Raw genomic sequence first — 13441 nt, forward strand, 5'->3', positions numbered from 1 at the left:
CTGGCATGAATTTATTATAGGTATTTATTTTATTTAATAAAAACAATAGCTTAATTGTTTTGTGTCCGTGTCACACCCTGTTGTTGGATCCTACAAAATAGCCCGTTAACTTAATGCTATTTTTGGAGTTTTTAATAAAGCCCTCGCTTGGTCGATAGTCATATACTAATTCAAACAAAATCAAAACTACCCTACACAAGGAAACGATATGCTCGATGTAAATATTGACTTTGCACAATCGCATTGGTTTTTTCCAAAAATAATCATCACCTGTTTAATCTGTCTGCTTATGATTATTTTGGTCAAAGAGAGAAAAATAATAGCAGCCAGTGTGAAGTCATTTTCCTGGCAAAAGATCATCAATAATAACAACTATAAAGCTTACTTTTTTCTGGCCCTTATTAGTGGTTACATATTAATTATGCAACAGCTGGGAGAAATTTTCCCTAATACTGGCTATGCGTTTTTGATTGCGACCGTTCCTTTTCTCTTCATCATTCCATTTCTAATGGAAAAAGAAATAACGCAGAGAAAAGTTATCTATATAACAATAAATTCAATTTTATCACCAGTGATTGCCTGGGTCGTTTTAGGGCAGATGTTTGGTATTACCTTGCCTTAAATTTATTACGTGAAACTGAATGTGGAATATCTTATGGAAATTTTGTCACATTTATCTGTCAATATGTTTTTACTGAGCTCCATCGGGGTCCTGATTGGGATTATCTTTGGTGCCATACCTGGTATGACAGCGACGTTAGCGGTTGCGGTCTGCCTGCCATTAACCTACTCACTCGGTCTGAATGATGGCCTGGCACTGCTGCTTGGACTGTACGTCGGTGGCATCTCGGGAGGCCTGGTTCCTGCAGTACTGCTCAATATTCCCGGTACGCCTTCTTCCATCACCACAACATTTGATGGTTATCCCATGGCCCAGAAAGGGCAAGGAGAAAAAGCACTCAAAGTGGCGGTCGCTTCGTCACTGTTTGGCGGTTTGTTCAGTGCGGTGGTGCTGTATTTCTTTGCCCCTTTCTTAGCAAACTTTGCGATTAAATTTTCGACGGTTGAAAAGTTCCTGCTCATTTTTCTGGCACTGACAGTGATCTCCTCACTCTCAAAACACATCCTGATGGGCATCTTCAGTGGCTTGCTTGGCATTTTGATCAGCCTAATCGGCGCGTACGACATTTCTGTTGGCGGTAATGGCGAATATCGTCTCATGCCACAGGCACTGGAAGATCAACTGAGTTTTGGTTTCTCGCTGCTTCCTGTGCTGATCGGTATGTTCGGGCTTGCCGCGATCATCACCGCCTGTTGCCGCGTCAGCCAGGCTGATCATGTGCAAGGGGACATGATCCAGTTGGATCGCAAAACGCGCTTTGACTGGAAAGTCTTTAACGGGCAGTGGTTTAACCTGATTCGTTCTTCGTCGATTGGGACTTTTGTCGGTATGTTACCCGGTATCGGTGGTAGTGCCGCTTCGGTGCTGGCTTATACCCAGCAAAAGAACATCAGTAAGAATAAGGAGCAAATGGGTAAGGGCTGTCCAGAGGGCATTATTACTTCCGAATCGGCTAACAATGGTCTGACTGGTGGCGCATTGATTCCCTTGCTGTCGCTGGGCATTCCGGGCGATTCAACAACCGCGGTATTGATTGGTGCCTTTACCCTGCAGGGTATTCAGGTCGGTCCATTGTTCATTAACGAAAATCTCGAAACCTGGGATTTTATGATCCTCTCACTGTTTTTCGCCAATTTCGTCATGTTTGCCATCATGTACTTCGCCATTCGTCACGTCGCTAAAGTGGTGATGATTCCTAAGTACATTCTCTATCCAATCATTGTGATGATGTGTGTCATCGGAGCCTATGCCATTAACTACGGTGTGATGTTTGATGTCTGGACTCTGGTGTTATTTGGTGTGTTCGGCGTGGTGGCCCCCAAAATTGGTCTCGAAGTAGTGCCGTTTATTATCGGATTTATTTTAGGCAAATCGGCCGAAGTCTATTTCGTCAAAAGTATTGAGTCTTACGGAAACCTGTCGGTGTTCTTCACCAAGAGCCCCATCGCCATGTGCTTGTGGGTGATTATTCTGGCGTCGGTCATGTATGCAATTCGCTCAGTGTTTAAAACAAAGAAGCAGACGCGTGCTGATAAAAAAATAGCTTAAAGGATGAATAGTATGAATTTTGAAAAAGGTATGCCTGTTATTGAAAATATGTTGGTGATTCCGGTAGCCGGTCACGACAGCATGCTGCTCAATCTCAGTGGCGCACATGCCCCTTACTTTACCCGCAACATTGTCATTATGGAGGATAATTCCGGCAATATCGGTTTGGGTGAAGTTCCGGGAGGAGAGAGTATCCGTAAAACACTCGAAGATGCGCGCGGCTTTATCATCGGCCGTGGCCTGGGTGAATATAAAAATATCATGAATCAGGTGCGCCACGCGTTTGCTGAGCGTGATGCCGGTGGGCGTGGCTTGCAAACCTTTGATCTTAGAACGACCATCCATGCTGTGACCGCTATTGAAGCTGCGATGCTTGATTTGCTCGGCCAGGCGTTGAACGTGTCGGTGGCGTCTCTGCTGGGTGAGGGTCAGCAACGCGATAAAGTCGAGATGCTGGGTTACCTGTTCTTTATCGGTGACCGCAACAAAACCGACCTGCCTTATCAGAGTCAGCCGCAGGATAACTGCGACTGGTACCGCATTCGCCATGAAGAAGCGTTAAGCGCTGAGCGGGTTGTGCGTTTGGCGGAAGCATCCTACGAAAAGTATGGCTTCAACGACTTCAAACTGAAAGGCGGTGTACTGCGCGCCGAGGAAGAAGCGGAAGTGATCAAAGCGCTCGCTGCCCGTTTCCCGCAGGCTCGGGTGACGCTTGATCCTAACGGTGCCTGGTCTCTGGAAGAAGCGATTCGGGTCGGGAAAGAACTCAAAGGTGTTCTGGCTTATGCCGAAGACCCGTGTGGTGCAGAACAGGGGTATTCCGGCCGTGAAGTGATGAGCGAATTTCGCCGCGCCACAGGCCTGCCGACTGCAACCAACATGATTGCCACCGACTGGCGTCAGATGGGGCATACCATTTCGCTCCAGTCGGTCGACATACCTTTGGCAGATCCACATTTCTGGACCATGGAAGGCTCGGTACGTGTGGCGCAGATGTGCCACGAATGGGGCCTGACCTGGGGATCACATTCCAATAATCATTTCGATATTTCGCTTGCCATGTTTACCCAGGTTGCCGCCGCGGCACCGGGCAACATTACCGCCATTGATACCCACTGGATCTGGCAGGAAGGCAATCAGCGCCTGACTAAAGAGCCATTGCAGATTCGTGGCGGCTTTGTTGCTGTGCCTGATAAGCCGGGCCTGGGCATTGAGGTTGATATGGCTCAGGTCGAGAAAGCACATGAGCTTTACAAAAATATGGGACTGAGCGGACGCGATGACGCCATTGGCATGCAGTACCTGATTCCTAACTGGACATTCGATAACAAAAAACCGTGCTTGGTTCGTTAAGCGCAGACAGAGGATAACGTAATGAACGAAAACACTTACCCGAATCATTTTAAGCGTGCGCTGCTGAATCAGGAGCAAAGAATCGGTTGCTGGAGTGCCCTGGCAAGTCCCATCACCACGGAAATCCTTGGCCTGGCCGGTTTTGACTGGGTTTTGCTCGATGGTGAACATGCACCGAATGACATTCAGACTTTCATCCCGCAGTTAATGGCACTCAAGGACAGTCGCAGTGTGCCTGTTGTTCGCCCGCCAGTGAACGATCCGGTTGTTATTAAGCGTTTACTGGATATCGGTTTTTACAATCTTATCGTCCCGTTTGTGGAAACACAGCAACAAGCGGAACTTGCGGTGGCGGCGACGCGCTATCCGCCACAGGGCATTCGCGGCGTTTCGGTCGGACACCGCAGTAATGGCTACGGTACAACCACCAATTATTTTCAGGATATCAACGACAACATTGCTGTGGTGGTGCAGATCGAGAGCCAGTTAGCGTTGGATAACCTCGACAGTATTCTCAGTGTTGAGGGAATTGACGGGGTCTTTGTCGGACCGAGCGATTTGGCGGCCGCACTGGGGCATTTGGGCAATGCTAACCATCCGGACGTGCAGGGTGCCATTCGTATGGTGTTTGAAAAAGGTCATGCGAAAGGCAAAACCATCGGCATTCTGGCTCCGGTGTATGAAGACGCGCAGCGTTACCTCGAATGGGGTGCCAACTTAGTGGCGGTGGGGAGTGATTTAGGCGCATTCAAAGCAGCGACACAGGCACTGTGTCAGAAATTTATTAAGTAAATCAAGGCAAGAGGAAGTGTTATGAAAATCGGATTTATTGGCCTCGGCATTATGGGTAAACCTATGAGCAAAAACCTGCTTAAAGCGGGTTACTCTCTGGTGGTACTGGATCGCAATCAGGAATCAGTGAATGAGCTGGTCAATGCTGGTGCAGAATCGGCCACATCACCAAAAGCGGTTGCACAGCAGTGTGATGTGGTAATCACCATGTTGCCGAACTCACCGCACGTCAAAGAAGTTGCCTTGGGTGAGCATGGCCTAATTGAAGGCGCGCATGCCGGACTGACCCTGATAGACATGAGCTCCATTGCTCCGTTGGCAAGCCAGGAGATCGCCAGAGTGCTGGCCGAGCAGGGTGTGAGCATGCTGGATGCACCGGTCAGCGGCGGGGGAGCCGAAGGCGATTGACGGCACCTTGTCCGTCATGGTCGGCGGTGACAAGGGTTTGTTTGAACAGTATTACGATGTGATGAAATCCATGGCAGGATCTGTGGTGCATACCGGTGATATCGGTGCTGGCAACGTCACTAAGTTGGCTAACCAGGTGATTGTTGCGCTCAATATCGCTGCGATGTCTGAGGCTTTGGTTCTGGCAACCAAAGCAGGTGTGAACCCTGAACTGGTTTATCAAGCTATTCGTGGCGGCTTGGCCGGCAGTACCGTACTGGATGCCAAGGCGCCTATGGTACTGAATCGTAATTTTGAACCTGGGTTTCGCATTGACCTGCATATTAAAGATTTAGCTAACGCGCTGGATACTTCGCACGGAGTTGGGGCACAATTGCCGCTTACCGCACAAGTAATGGAGATGATGCAGGCATTGAAAGCGGATGACCTGGCATCAAAAGATCATTGTGCTTTAGCGTTGCATTACGAAAAACTGGCTAAGGTTACGGTAGCGAGCTAAATAAAATGCAGCAGGTTGTGACAACCTGCTGCTTCATAATTTCTATCAAGTGGTGCTTATTGATGAAAATTGTTATCGCCCCTGATTCATACAAAGAAAGTTTAAGCGCGATTGAAGTCGCAGAAGCGATTGAAACGGGATTCCGACAGGTTTTTCCGGATTGGCAGTATGTGAAGTGTCCGACCGCGGATGGAGGAGAAGGGTCCGTGGAAGCATTAGTCGATGCCTCCGGTGGCGAACGGGTCACGGTGAATGTGGTCGGGCCACTCGGTGAACAACATGATGCTTTTTTATGGTGTCTCCGGAGATAAGAGAACCGCATTTATTGAAATGGCGGCGGCCAGCGGTATTGAACTGATTCCGAGCGCAAAACGTGACCCGCTGGTCGCGACCAGTTACGGAACCGGCCAATTGATCGAGCATGCCTTGAATCAGGGTATCCGTCATTTGATCCTCTGTATTGGCGGCAGCGCGACCAACGATGCAGGCTGTGGCATGCTGCAGGCATTGGGGGTGTCGTTCACCGATGCCAGCGGAATCGAGTTGCCGTTTGGCGGTGCTGCGTTACAGGAGCTGGCTCATATCGATGTCAGCGCGCTGGATTCCCGCCTCAAAGAATGTCTGATAGAAGTGGCCTGTGATGTCAGTAATCCGCTGACCGGAAGTAATGGCGCTTCACATGTGTACGGCCCGCAAAAGGGGGCAACTGTGCAAATGGTCGAGCAACTGGATGCGGCATTGACCCGCTTCGCGGTAATTGTCGAGCAAGATCTGCAGCGTAAAGTGAGTGACATTCCGGGTGCAGGGGCTGCGGGCGGGATGGGAGCCGCGTTTTACGCGTTTCTCGATGCAGAGCTCAAGCCAGGTATCGAGATCATGACTCGAGCGGTCGGGCTGGAGGAGCTGATTAAAGAAGCGGATCTGGTGATTACCGGAGAAGGGCGCCTCGACAGTCAGAGTGTGAATGGCAAAGTACCGGTTGGTGTTGCCAGTATTGCCAAACGTTATGATCTCCCTGTTATCGCCATTGTCGGTGCGTTGGGGGATGATATCGAGGCCGTGTACTCCCACGGAATTGATGCTGCCTTTGACTCCGTCTACAAGGTGACGACCTTTGAGGAGATTGTTGCTCAGGCAAAATTCAACGTGATTCGCAGCGCACACAATATTGCTGCTGCCCTGAAAGTCGGGCAACAGCTCTGCTAATACTCTATAAAATCAAACTAAAATACAGGCAACACATGTCATTGTAGTGGTGCAAATTGATGTTACAGATCTCTTCCACCCTTTTTATGCGATAACGCAGCGTGTTAGGGTGAACATATAATTTTGCAGACGTTTTTTTTGATATCACAGTTATTTTCAAACCAACACAACACAGTATTGATCAGTGTCGGATCGTGGAGTTCAAGCTGTTGTGCATGAGTGGCTAGCTTATTTCGTTGCCAGTGAGATAAGCAGCCCTCAAACAGTGCCGGCAGCTCGTATTCGTGGTAAGGGTAGAACTGCTGCTTCGGATTGAGACGTTGCCCGCATTTCATCACCGCCATCGCGCTTTCAAACGCAAACGGCAGTTCCTTAGGTTGGCTGTAAACCGCGCCCAGAGAGCACTGAAACGGTACCTTCAGCGACTCACTCAAATAGCTGCGGATACTTTGCCAGTCATCAATCGCTTTGCCATCCTCGCGTTCCGATTCGGAGACATTCAGCAGCACTACGCTCGACTTATAAGAGTATTCGGCTTTCAGTCGCTTACGTGACCAGTTGTTGAGTACTTTGACCACCTCTTTTTGCGCCTCTGAACTGTCCACTTCAATCACACACATCGCATGGTGGTTGAAGATGTCGACTTTGAGCTGAGCGGCCATATTGGTGATGTGTTCCAGCGAGGAACTTCGGTCAATGCATTCCAGTAGCAGTTCTTCAAGCTTACGTTCACTCCAGCGGGTCATCTCCATCATCGAGGTGTATTCGACCACCATTTCAGCCGCCATTTTTACCATTTCGCCAAACGGACGCACTTCCACCAAGGGGCCGGAAATACCAATGACGCCAATCGCTGCGTTGTTATACACAATCGGTAAGTTGACGCCCGGCTTAACATTGGGGAACTCTGGCAGCATGGTTTCGGAGATTTCGATAGGTTTGAGTTCCGTCAGGGGCGAGAACGGCTCCGCCGTGTTTTTGATAGCGCCGCGCCGGATTAGTGGAGGCAATGATGATGCCGGTCTCGTCCATGACATTCAGCGGATACTTGATGATTTTCTGCGCGCGATCGACGATACGCTGCGCTAATTGCTCGTGTAACTGCATAGGTTCACTTTTTTATTGGTAGCGTTTGTTCAGACAAGCAGCCATGTTGATACATGGTCTAATTTTTGGAGTGCCTGACCAGACTAACCGAAGTAAAAACGGTTTAATGAGATCCAACTCCCAAGCTCAAAAAACCAACAATCCTGCCGTATAATAAATAGATTATGTTGTTAAGTTAAAAGAATTTTCTGAAGCAGAATGTCGCGAGGAATACGCTAAAAAGTCGCATAAGCTTCGAACGCAGTCTATGGTTACTGACAGAGCGAGAAAGGACGTGCCCGATGGTAAGATGGATAGCAATAATCATCACTGCGCTGGTGCTGACCGGTTGCGGTGCCAAGTTTGTCTACAACAATATTGATTGGTTTGTGATTGATTATGTTGAAGATTACGTGGAATTGAACTCGACGCAGAAAGCATTGCTGAGCGATAAAATTGCCTCGTTCAGTACCTGGCAACAACAGGAAGAGATGCCACGTTACCTGCATCAGTTAGAGCAGCTGTCCTTACTGCAACCGGATCAATTTAGCCCACGGCAACTCGACTGCACCGAACGGAGGTGCAGCAGCATTATCAGCGCTTGGTAATGCATCTCCTGCCGGATGCGTATCTGTTGGCTAATACTCTGAGCGATGCTCAGATTGAGCAATTTATGCAGGGATTAACTGAGCGCCAGCAAGAGTTTGCCGAAAAGTATCGTGACACGACTCAAAGTCAGGCTCGCGTACGTTATCGGGAACGGATAACAGACAATCTGGAGGAGTGGTTTGGCAGCCTTAGCGCTCAGCAAGAGGACGTGGTTTCGCAGTGGGTAAACGAGATGAAAGTGACCACGGCAGACTGGGTTGCCTTTCACAGCCGCCTGCGGCGCGAGTTAACTCATTTGTTTACACTGCGACACAATGAAGCTTTGTTCAGCGCGCAGTTACAGGCGTTATTGTTTGCTCCCGAGCAGTTCTACAGTCCGGTTCTGCGTGCTAAATTTCAATACAATCAAGCCATTTCCGATAAGTATCTGGTTGAGATTGTACGCTTGGCGTCAGATAAGCAAATTGCCTATTTTCGAGGGGGAGATTAACGACTGGCAACAGTTGGTGCAGGAACTCAGCGCGGATGTTGGCACTAGTGTGCGACAGCCCCCTGATGAGCAGGGGGTGTCAGCAGATCATGTGGCCGATGCCAGTTGACGATGTTTACGACGGCTGTAGTAAAACACCATCAGACCCGGAATATAGAGCAGGGTGGATAAGACCAGAGCGTTGAGGCCCGCGGCGTAAATCAGCCACAAACCATACAGGCTGGCGCCGAGACCAATGGCTTTGATGTTCCAACTTGCGGCTTGTCCGAAGGCGATTTTGACCAGATAAGCACCCACCAGGAAGTAAGGTATCAGGATCATCGAAGTCGAGATAAGTACCAGAGTGTTATAACTCTCCCCGGTCCACATGATCAGCACCAGGCATAACTGGACTGTCACGCTGGTTAGCGTTAGCGAGGCCGGTGATGTGCCTTGTTCGTTCTGTCTGGCAAAAAAGCGCGGGAAAGCGCCATGCTGTGCAGCAGTGCACGGCACCTCTGCTGAGTACATGATCCAGCTCAGGTAAGAGGCCAGAACTGATACGATAAGTCCGAGACTGATTACCCACTGGCCAAGGCTACCACTCATGTGTGCCATCAACCCGGCCATGGATGGATTATTCAGGGCGGCGACATCTGCCCGGCTCATTACGCCCAGAGATAGCAGAGTAATGGACACATACAGAATCAGCGCAAATATCACACCCAGACAGGTCGCTTTACCGATATCATTGCGACGTTTGGCACGCACCGATAATACGATTGCCCCTTCAATGCCGGTGAACACCCATAGCGTAATGAGCATGGTGCCTTTTACCTGCTCAATGAACGGGGTTTGTAAGCTTTGACCCGCACGGTCGAAGTTAAACGTTGCCGGCTCAAATGCCCAGTAGGCGAGGACAATAAACACAATCAGTGGCAGACATTTTGCCAGGGTTGCCAGCAGGTTGATGAAGGCTGCCTGTTTGATACCGCGCAGCACCAGATAGTGTACCGCCCACAGGATAAGCGATTCGCCGATAAATGCGGGCAGGGTGTTTCCGTCGCCAAAAATGACCGATTGTGGTGTATCGACAAAGGCGCCAATGGCGGCAAAGGCAACCACCAGGTAACCGACCACGCCAATTGTGGCACACAGCCAGTAGCCCCAGGCGGATAAAAAAGCCTGCAGTGTCGCCAAAGCCTGTGCGGGCGTAGGTATAGATACCCCCCATCCAGTTCAGGCTTAAGACGGGACAAATGTAAAAAACAGCCGGCCAGCAGTAAGATGCCTACGCCAGTAATAAGCCAGCCTGTGAGAATGGCATCCACACCAGCGACTTCTGCCATATTTTGTGGCAGGCTGAAAATACCGGCGCCGACCATGGAGCTGAACACCAGAGCAGTCAGCGTGGTCAGGCCGATTTTTGCGGTTGTTGCATCACTCGCTCCGATTAAGCGAAGTGCTGATGCAGCGCAGCAATATGCTCCGGACCGATACCGCAGCAGCCGCCAATCAGGCTGGCGCCTTGTTGTTGCCACTTCTCTGCCCACAGTAGGTAGGCTGGCGGTGTCAGGTCGGCACGCAGTTCATCCAGGCCATCGTTGGCGGTCGCGTCTTTTGGCTGAGGAGGAAATGCGTTGGCATACGCACCAAGCTGAACTTGCTGTGCCCCTGCTGTGTCCAGGCAACGCTTGGCGATGGTCAGGGCTTCCTGAATCACTTCAGGCTGGCAGCAGTTAAACAAGATGGCGCTAACGTTAAGAGCCAGCATCGCATTGATGGCATCTTCAACCAATTCGCCTGAGCGCAGGCGCGGTACATCAGTCGGCTCTGAATCTTCTAGTGTAAATGATACCCACAGCGGTTTGTGTTCGCTATCTAGTTTGTCGAGCAGTGCTTTGACCGCCACTGGTTCGGCAATCAGGCTTTGGGTTTCACACAGCCAAAAATCAACATTATCTTTCAGTCCTTCGATCAAAGGTGTAGCGATCTCTGCGACCCGATCGGCCTGATACAGATCAGCGCGGTAAGAACCAAACAGCGGTGGCAGTGAGCCGGCGACCCGGGCGGTGTTACCTTCCAGGGCTACAGCCTGACGAGCCACTTCACCGGCGCGGTGAGCGAGTAACTGAGCTTCACGCTTGAAGCGTTCCTCACCGATATGAAAAGGAACTAAGGCATAACTGTTGGTCGTAATGACCTGAGAGCCACTCTGAATAAATGCGCAATGAACATCACGGACAATGTCAGGAGCTTCGATCATCGCCAGTGCTGACCATTCGGGCTGACGGAACGGCGCGCCACGTTTTTCTAATTCACGACCCATTCCACCATCGAGAACACTGACTGTATGATTTGACATAAATAAACCCTCTGTTGTTGTTTTGGATGTTTAAGCGCAAAGACGTTTAGACGTCTATAAACTAAAGGTTATTGAGATAACATTCAACTCAAAACCCGATTGTAATCGTAAATTGATGTTCAGATGCTGAAGTTTTGTTCGTTGTTGCTGACGGAGTGACAACAATGAAAAACGCACCCGCGGGTGCGTGTTTAAGCGCAATGTTTAAACGGTGCCGTAAAGTGGACCTGAGAATAATGAAGCCCGTCAGCAATGTGATGGACTGAAGTCATCTTTCTAGTGTCGGATCTGTGCATTCAGACGCACGGTGTTATGCCATATTATAAGTGGCCTGTATAGAGCGAGTCATTTTACTGTCAGGCTTGGTGTCTGCTATTGAGGTCAGCGCCGGACAATAGTTAAATGCGCAGCTTAGTAAACTGACAAGGATAACTAGAATGAAACGTACAGGAATTGTTCTGGCCTTACTGATGGCTTGCAGCGGCGCACAGGCCGGGATCAGCATCGGCGATAAGTTAGATATTTCGACTGACTGTATGTCCGTTGAGGCTGGTGGCATAAAAGTGGGTGGCGGCGATTGTGATACTCATAAGCATAAAGCCAAAGGCGGTAAAAAGGATAATCATAGCTTTAATGGACACAACAACCCGGGTAAAGGCCATAACAAGAAGCATAAATAAGAAAAGCACCGCAGGGTGCTTTTCTTATTTATGCCTTCAGCCTGTTCCGCCGTGCTAAATCGAAACGAGAGTCTCTTTTTCAGCGGGATTAGCATCCACCTTGTTGCTGGGCGTGTTTTACCATCGCCAGGCGCAGAGCTTTCTGCTCAGATGAACACTCATTTCCGTTATGTGTTTCATGTTCCGCTTCCTGTGGAACAAATACATAGTCTTTATAAAATGTCATCGTGGTTTCTCTGTAACTGAATTCAGACAAAAAATAGAGGATGTTAACTAAGTTAACATCCTCCCTGATGCTTAATTTTCAGGCGTAGAAGAGGGGGGTGAATTCCCCCTCAACACGTCTTATACGTCGTATGTTGTTGACGCTGTGTCACCACCGGTACCTGTCCAGTTGGTGTGGAAGAACTCACCGCGTGCACGGTCAGTACGCTCATAAGTGTGCGCACCGAAGTAGTCACGTTGTGCCTGCAGCAGGTTCGCTGGCAGACGAGCCGTGGTGTAGCCATCCAGGAACGTCAGCGCTGAAGTAGTACATGGCATCGGGATACCTGCTTCCAGCGATTTCGCTGCCACTTTACGCCATGCGGCCAGACTGCCGGTCAGGATGTTTTTGAAGTAGTCATCTGAGCCCAGGAAAGCCAGTTCAGCGTTGTTTTCGTAAGCGTCACGGATGTTGCCCAGGAACGCAGAGCGGATGATACAACCGCCACGCCACATCAGAGCGACGTTACCGTAGTTCAGATCCCAGCCGTTTTCGTTTGACGCTTCACGCATCAGCATAAAGCCTTGTGCGTAAGAGATGATTTTTGAAGCCAGCAGAGCCTGACGCAGTGCATCCACCCACTCTTGCTTGTCGCCTTCCACCGGCGTGATGGTTTTGCCGAACAGCTTCTCGGCTTCAACACGTTGGTCTTTCAGGGCAGACAGGCAACGAGAGAACACAGACTCAGAGATCAGAGTCAGTGGAATGCCCAGGTCCAGTGCGTTGATACCGGTCCATTTACCGGTACCTTTCTGGCCCGCGGTGTCGAGGATTTTTTCAACCAGTGCTTCGCCGTCTTCGTCTTTGTAGCCCAGGATGTCAGCCGTGATTTCCACCAGGTAGCTGTTCAGCTCAGTTTTGTTCCAGTCAGTAAATACGGCCTGCATTTCATCTGCAGACATGCCCAGACCATCTTTCATGAACTGGTATGCTTCAGTGATCAGCTGCATGTCGCCGTATTCGATGCCGTTGTGTACCATTTTCACGAAATGGCCAGCACCGTCGTTGCCAACCCAGTCACAGCAAGGCTCACCCGCATCAGTTTTTGCAGAGATGCCCTGGAAGATAGGCTTAACCGCTTCCCATGCTTCCGGCGCGCCGCCAGGCATGATAGAAGGTCCGAAACGTGCGCCTTCTTCACCACCGGATACACCCGTACCGATGAAGTGGATGCCTTTTTCACGCAGAGCCGCAACGCGACGGTTGGTGTCAGGGTAGTTGGTGTTACCGCCATCGATGATGATGTCGCCTTTGTCCAGCAGAGGAACCAGTTGGTCGATGAATGCATCAACCACAGCGCCAGCGCGAACCATCAGCATCACTTTACGTGGCGCTTCCAGTTTGTCGACCAGCTCTTGCAGGGTGTAAGCACCTACAATGTTGGTGCCTTTCGCCGGGCCTTGCAGGAATTCGTCGACTTTCGCCGCAGTACGGTTATGTGCCACCACTTTAAAGCCGTGGTCGTTCATGTTCAGGATAAGGTTCTGGCCCATGACTGCCAGGCCAATTACACCAATATCGCCTTTCATTTTCTCTCCT

The 13441-nt window shown here is 50.0% G+C and carries 15 protein-coding genes and 2 pseudogenes; 10 read left to right on the forward strand and 7 right to left on the reverse strand.

Features of this window, described 5'->3' with window-relative positions:
* Window positions 1-208: 208 nt before the first annotated feature.
* The 8 genes from KNV97_RS05970 to KNV97_RS05995 all read left to right on the forward strand — a co-directional run bounded on the left by KNV97_RS05970 (window position 209) and on the right by KNV97_RS05995 (window position 6428).
* Window positions 209-622, forward strand: a complete 414-nt coding sequence (locus tag KNV97_RS05970; protein ID WP_136487373.1) for a tripartite tricarboxylate transporter TctB family protein — start codon at window positions 209-211, stop codon at window positions 620-622.
* Window positions 623-655: 33 nt separating this feature from the next.
* The gene (locus KNV97_RS05975; protein ID WP_136487372.1) at window positions 656-2170 is read left to right on the forward strand and encodes a tripartite tricarboxylate transporter permease; all 1515 of its coding nucleotides are present in this window, start codon (window positions 656-658) and stop codon (window positions 2168-2170) included.
* Window positions 2171-2182: 12 nt separating this feature from the next.
* Window positions 2183-3523: a glucarate dehydratase gene (gene gudD / locus KNV97_RS05980; RefSeq protein ID WP_218561785.1), complete on the forward strand. Its 1341-nt coding sequence runs from the start codon at window positions 2183-2185 to the stop codon at window positions 3521-3523.
* 21 nt (window positions 3524-3544) lie between these two features.
* Window positions 3545-4315, forward strand: coding sequence for a 2-dehydro-3-deoxyglucarate aldolase (gene garL / locus KNV97_RS05985; RefSeq protein ID WP_218561786.1), 771 nt, complete (start codon window positions 3545-3547; stop codon window positions 4313-4315).
* 21 nt (window positions 4316-4336) lie between these two features.
* A complete protein-coding gene (locus KNV97_RS22115) occupies window positions 4337-4723 on the forward strand; it encodes an NAD(P)-binding domain-containing protein (protein ID WP_322972669.1) in 387 nt (128 codons plus the stop codon).
* Window positions 4686-5222 carry an NAD-binding protein gene (locus KNV97_RS22120; RefSeq protein WP_322972670.1) on the forward strand — a complete coding sequence of 179 codons (537 nt, stop codon included), beginning with the start codon at window positions 4686-4688 and terminating at the stop codon, window positions 5220-5222. The genes KNV97_RS22115 and KNV97_RS22120 overlap by 38 nt, the downstream gene beginning before the upstream one ends.
* Before the next feature lie 62 nt (window positions 5223-5284).
* Window positions 5285-5533, forward strand: coding sequence for a glycerate kinase (locus KNV97_RS22125; RefSeq protein ID WP_322972671.1), 249 nt, complete (start codon window positions 5285-5287; stop codon window positions 5531-5533).
* Window positions 5502-6428 carry a glycerate kinase gene (locus tag KNV97_RS05995; RefSeq protein ID WP_322972672.1) on the forward strand — a complete coding sequence of 309 codons (927 nt, stop codon included), beginning with the start codon at window positions 5502-5504 and terminating at the stop codon, window positions 6426-6428. Before KNV97_RS22125 ends, KNV97_RS05995 begins: the two co-directional genes overlap by 32 nt.
* A 4-nt stretch (window positions 6429-6432) precedes the next feature.
* Here the strand turns inward: KNV97_RS05995 and KNV97_RS22200 are convergent, their stop codons facing one another.
* Genes KNV97_RS22200 through KNV97_RS22205 form a run of 3 tightly spaced genes read right to left on the reverse strand, consistent with a single transcriptional unit; the run spans window position 6433 to window position 7535 of the window.
* Window positions 6433-6576 (reverse strand): helix-turn-helix domain-containing protein, encoded by a 144-nt coding sequence (locus KNV97_RS22200; RefSeq protein ID WP_218561787.1) that lies wholly within the window; start codon window positions 6574-6576, stop codon window positions 6433-6435.
* On the reverse strand, window positions 6533-7411 hold the full coding sequence (locus KNV97_RS06005) for a PucR family transcriptional regulator (protein WP_407701883.1): 879 nt from the start codon (window positions 7409-7411) through the stop codon (window positions 6533-6535). Before KNV97_RS06005 ends, KNV97_RS22200 begins: the two co-directional genes overlap by 44 nt.
* The gene (locus KNV97_RS22205) at window positions 7320-7535 is read right to left on the reverse strand and encodes a sugar diacid recognition domain-containing protein (RefSeq protein WP_407701876.1); all 216 of its coding nucleotides are present in this window, start codon (window positions 7533-7535) and stop codon (window positions 7320-7322) included. Before KNV97_RS22205 ends, KNV97_RS06005 begins: the two co-directional genes overlap by 92 nt.
* Window positions 7536-7816: 281 nt before the next feature.
* Here KNV97_RS22205 and KNV97_RS06015 point away from each other — a divergent pair.
* A pseudogene (locus KNV97_RS06015) lies at window positions 7817-8613 on the forward strand (DUF6279 family lipoprotein).
* Between the two features lie 87 nt (window positions 8614-8700).
* Here the strand turns inward: KNV97_RS06015 and KNV97_RS06020 are convergent.
* Window positions 8701-9977: pseudogene (locus KNV97_RS06020) on the reverse strand (basic amino acid/polyamine antiporter).
* A gap of 68 nt (window positions 9978-10045) precedes the next feature.
* Entirely contained in the window at window positions 10046-10957 is a 912-nt protein-coding gene (locus KNV97_RS06025) for a homocysteine S-methyltransferase family protein (protein WP_206208439.1), read from the reverse strand.
* A 437-nt stretch (window positions 10958-11394) separates the two neighbouring features.
* Between KNV97_RS06025 and KNV97_RS06030 the strand changes: the two genes are divergently transcribed.
* Complete coding sequence (locus KNV97_RS06030) at window positions 11395-11637, forward strand: CG2 omega domain protein (RefSeq protein WP_218561791.1); 243 nt, start codon at window positions 11395-11397, stop codon at window positions 11635-11637.
* An 88-nt stretch (window positions 11638-11725) separates the two neighbouring features.
* On the opposite strand, the gene KNV97_RS06035 is transcribed toward KNV97_RS06030, so the two are convergent.
* Entirely contained in the window at window positions 11726-11863 is a 138-nt protein-coding gene (locus KNV97_RS06035; RefSeq protein ID WP_168797053.1) for a hypothetical protein, read from the reverse strand.
* A gap of 119 nt (window positions 11864-11982) precedes the next feature.
* Window positions 11983-13431 (reverse strand): decarboxylating NADP(+)-dependent phosphogluconate dehydrogenase, encoded by a 1449-nt coding sequence (gene gnd / locus KNV97_RS06040; RefSeq protein WP_218561792.1) that lies wholly within the window; start codon window positions 13429-13431, stop codon window positions 11983-11985.
* Between the last annotated feature and the right edge of the window lie 10 nt (window positions 13432-13441).

The sequence above is a fragment of the Vibrio ostreae genome (assembly GCF_019226825.1).
Taxonomy (GTDB): Bacteria; Pseudomonadota; Gammaproteobacteria; order Enterobacterales; family Vibrionaceae; genus Vibrio; species Vibrio ostreae.

Bases quoted from the DNA above. Each gene is read 5' to 3' on its own strand.
- gudD (WP_218561785.1), top strand. From the start codon at position 2,183: ATGAATTTTGAAAAAGGTATGCCTGTTATTGAAAATATGTTGGTGATT.
- KNV97_RS22205 (WP_407701876.1), bottom strand. From the start codon at position 7,535: ATGCAGTTACACGAGCAATTAGCGCAGCGTATCGTCGATCGCGCGCAG.
- KNV97_RS22125 (WP_322972671.1), top strand. From the start codon at position 5,285: ATGAAAATTGTTATCGCCCCTGATTCATACAAAGAAAGTTTAAGCGCG.
- KNV97_RS05975 (WP_136487372.1), top strand. From the start codon at position 656: ATGGAAATTTTGTCACATTTATCTGTCAATATGTTTTTACTGAGCTCC.
- KNV97_RS22115 (WP_322972669.1), top strand. From the start codon at position 4,337: ATGAAAATCGGATTTATTGGCCTCGGCATTATGGGTAAACCTATGAGC.
- gnd (WP_218561792.1), bottom strand. From the start codon at position 13,431: ATGAAAGGCGATATTGGTGTAATTGGCCTGGCAGTCATGGGCCAGAAC.
- KNV97_RS06030 (WP_218561791.1), top strand. From the start codon at position 11,395: ATGAAACGTACAGGAATTGTTCTGGCCTTACTGATGGCTTGCAGCGGC.
- KNV97_RS05970 (WP_136487373.1), top strand. From the start codon at position 209: ATGCTCGATGTAAATATTGACTTTGCACAATCGCATTGGTTTTTTCCA.
- KNV97_RS06025 (WP_206208439.1), bottom strand. From the start codon at position 10,957: ATGTCAAATCATACAGTCAGTGTTCTCGATGGTGGAATGGGTCGTGAA.
- KNV97_RS05995 (WP_322972672.1), top strand. From the start codon at position 5,502: ATGATGCTTTTTTATGGTGTCTCCGGAGATAAGAGAACCGCATTTATT.
- KNV97_RS06035 (WP_168797053.1), bottom strand. From the start codon at position 11,863: ATGACATTTTATAAAGACTATGTATTTGTTCCACAGGAAGCGGAACAT.
- KNV97_RS22120 (WP_322972670.1), top strand. From the start codon at position 4,686: ATGCACCGGTCAGCGGCGGGGGAGCCGAAGGCGATTGACGGCACCTTG.
- garL (WP_218561786.1), top strand. From the start codon at position 3,545: ATGAACGAAAACACTTACCCGAATCATTTTAAGCGTGCGCTGCTGAAT.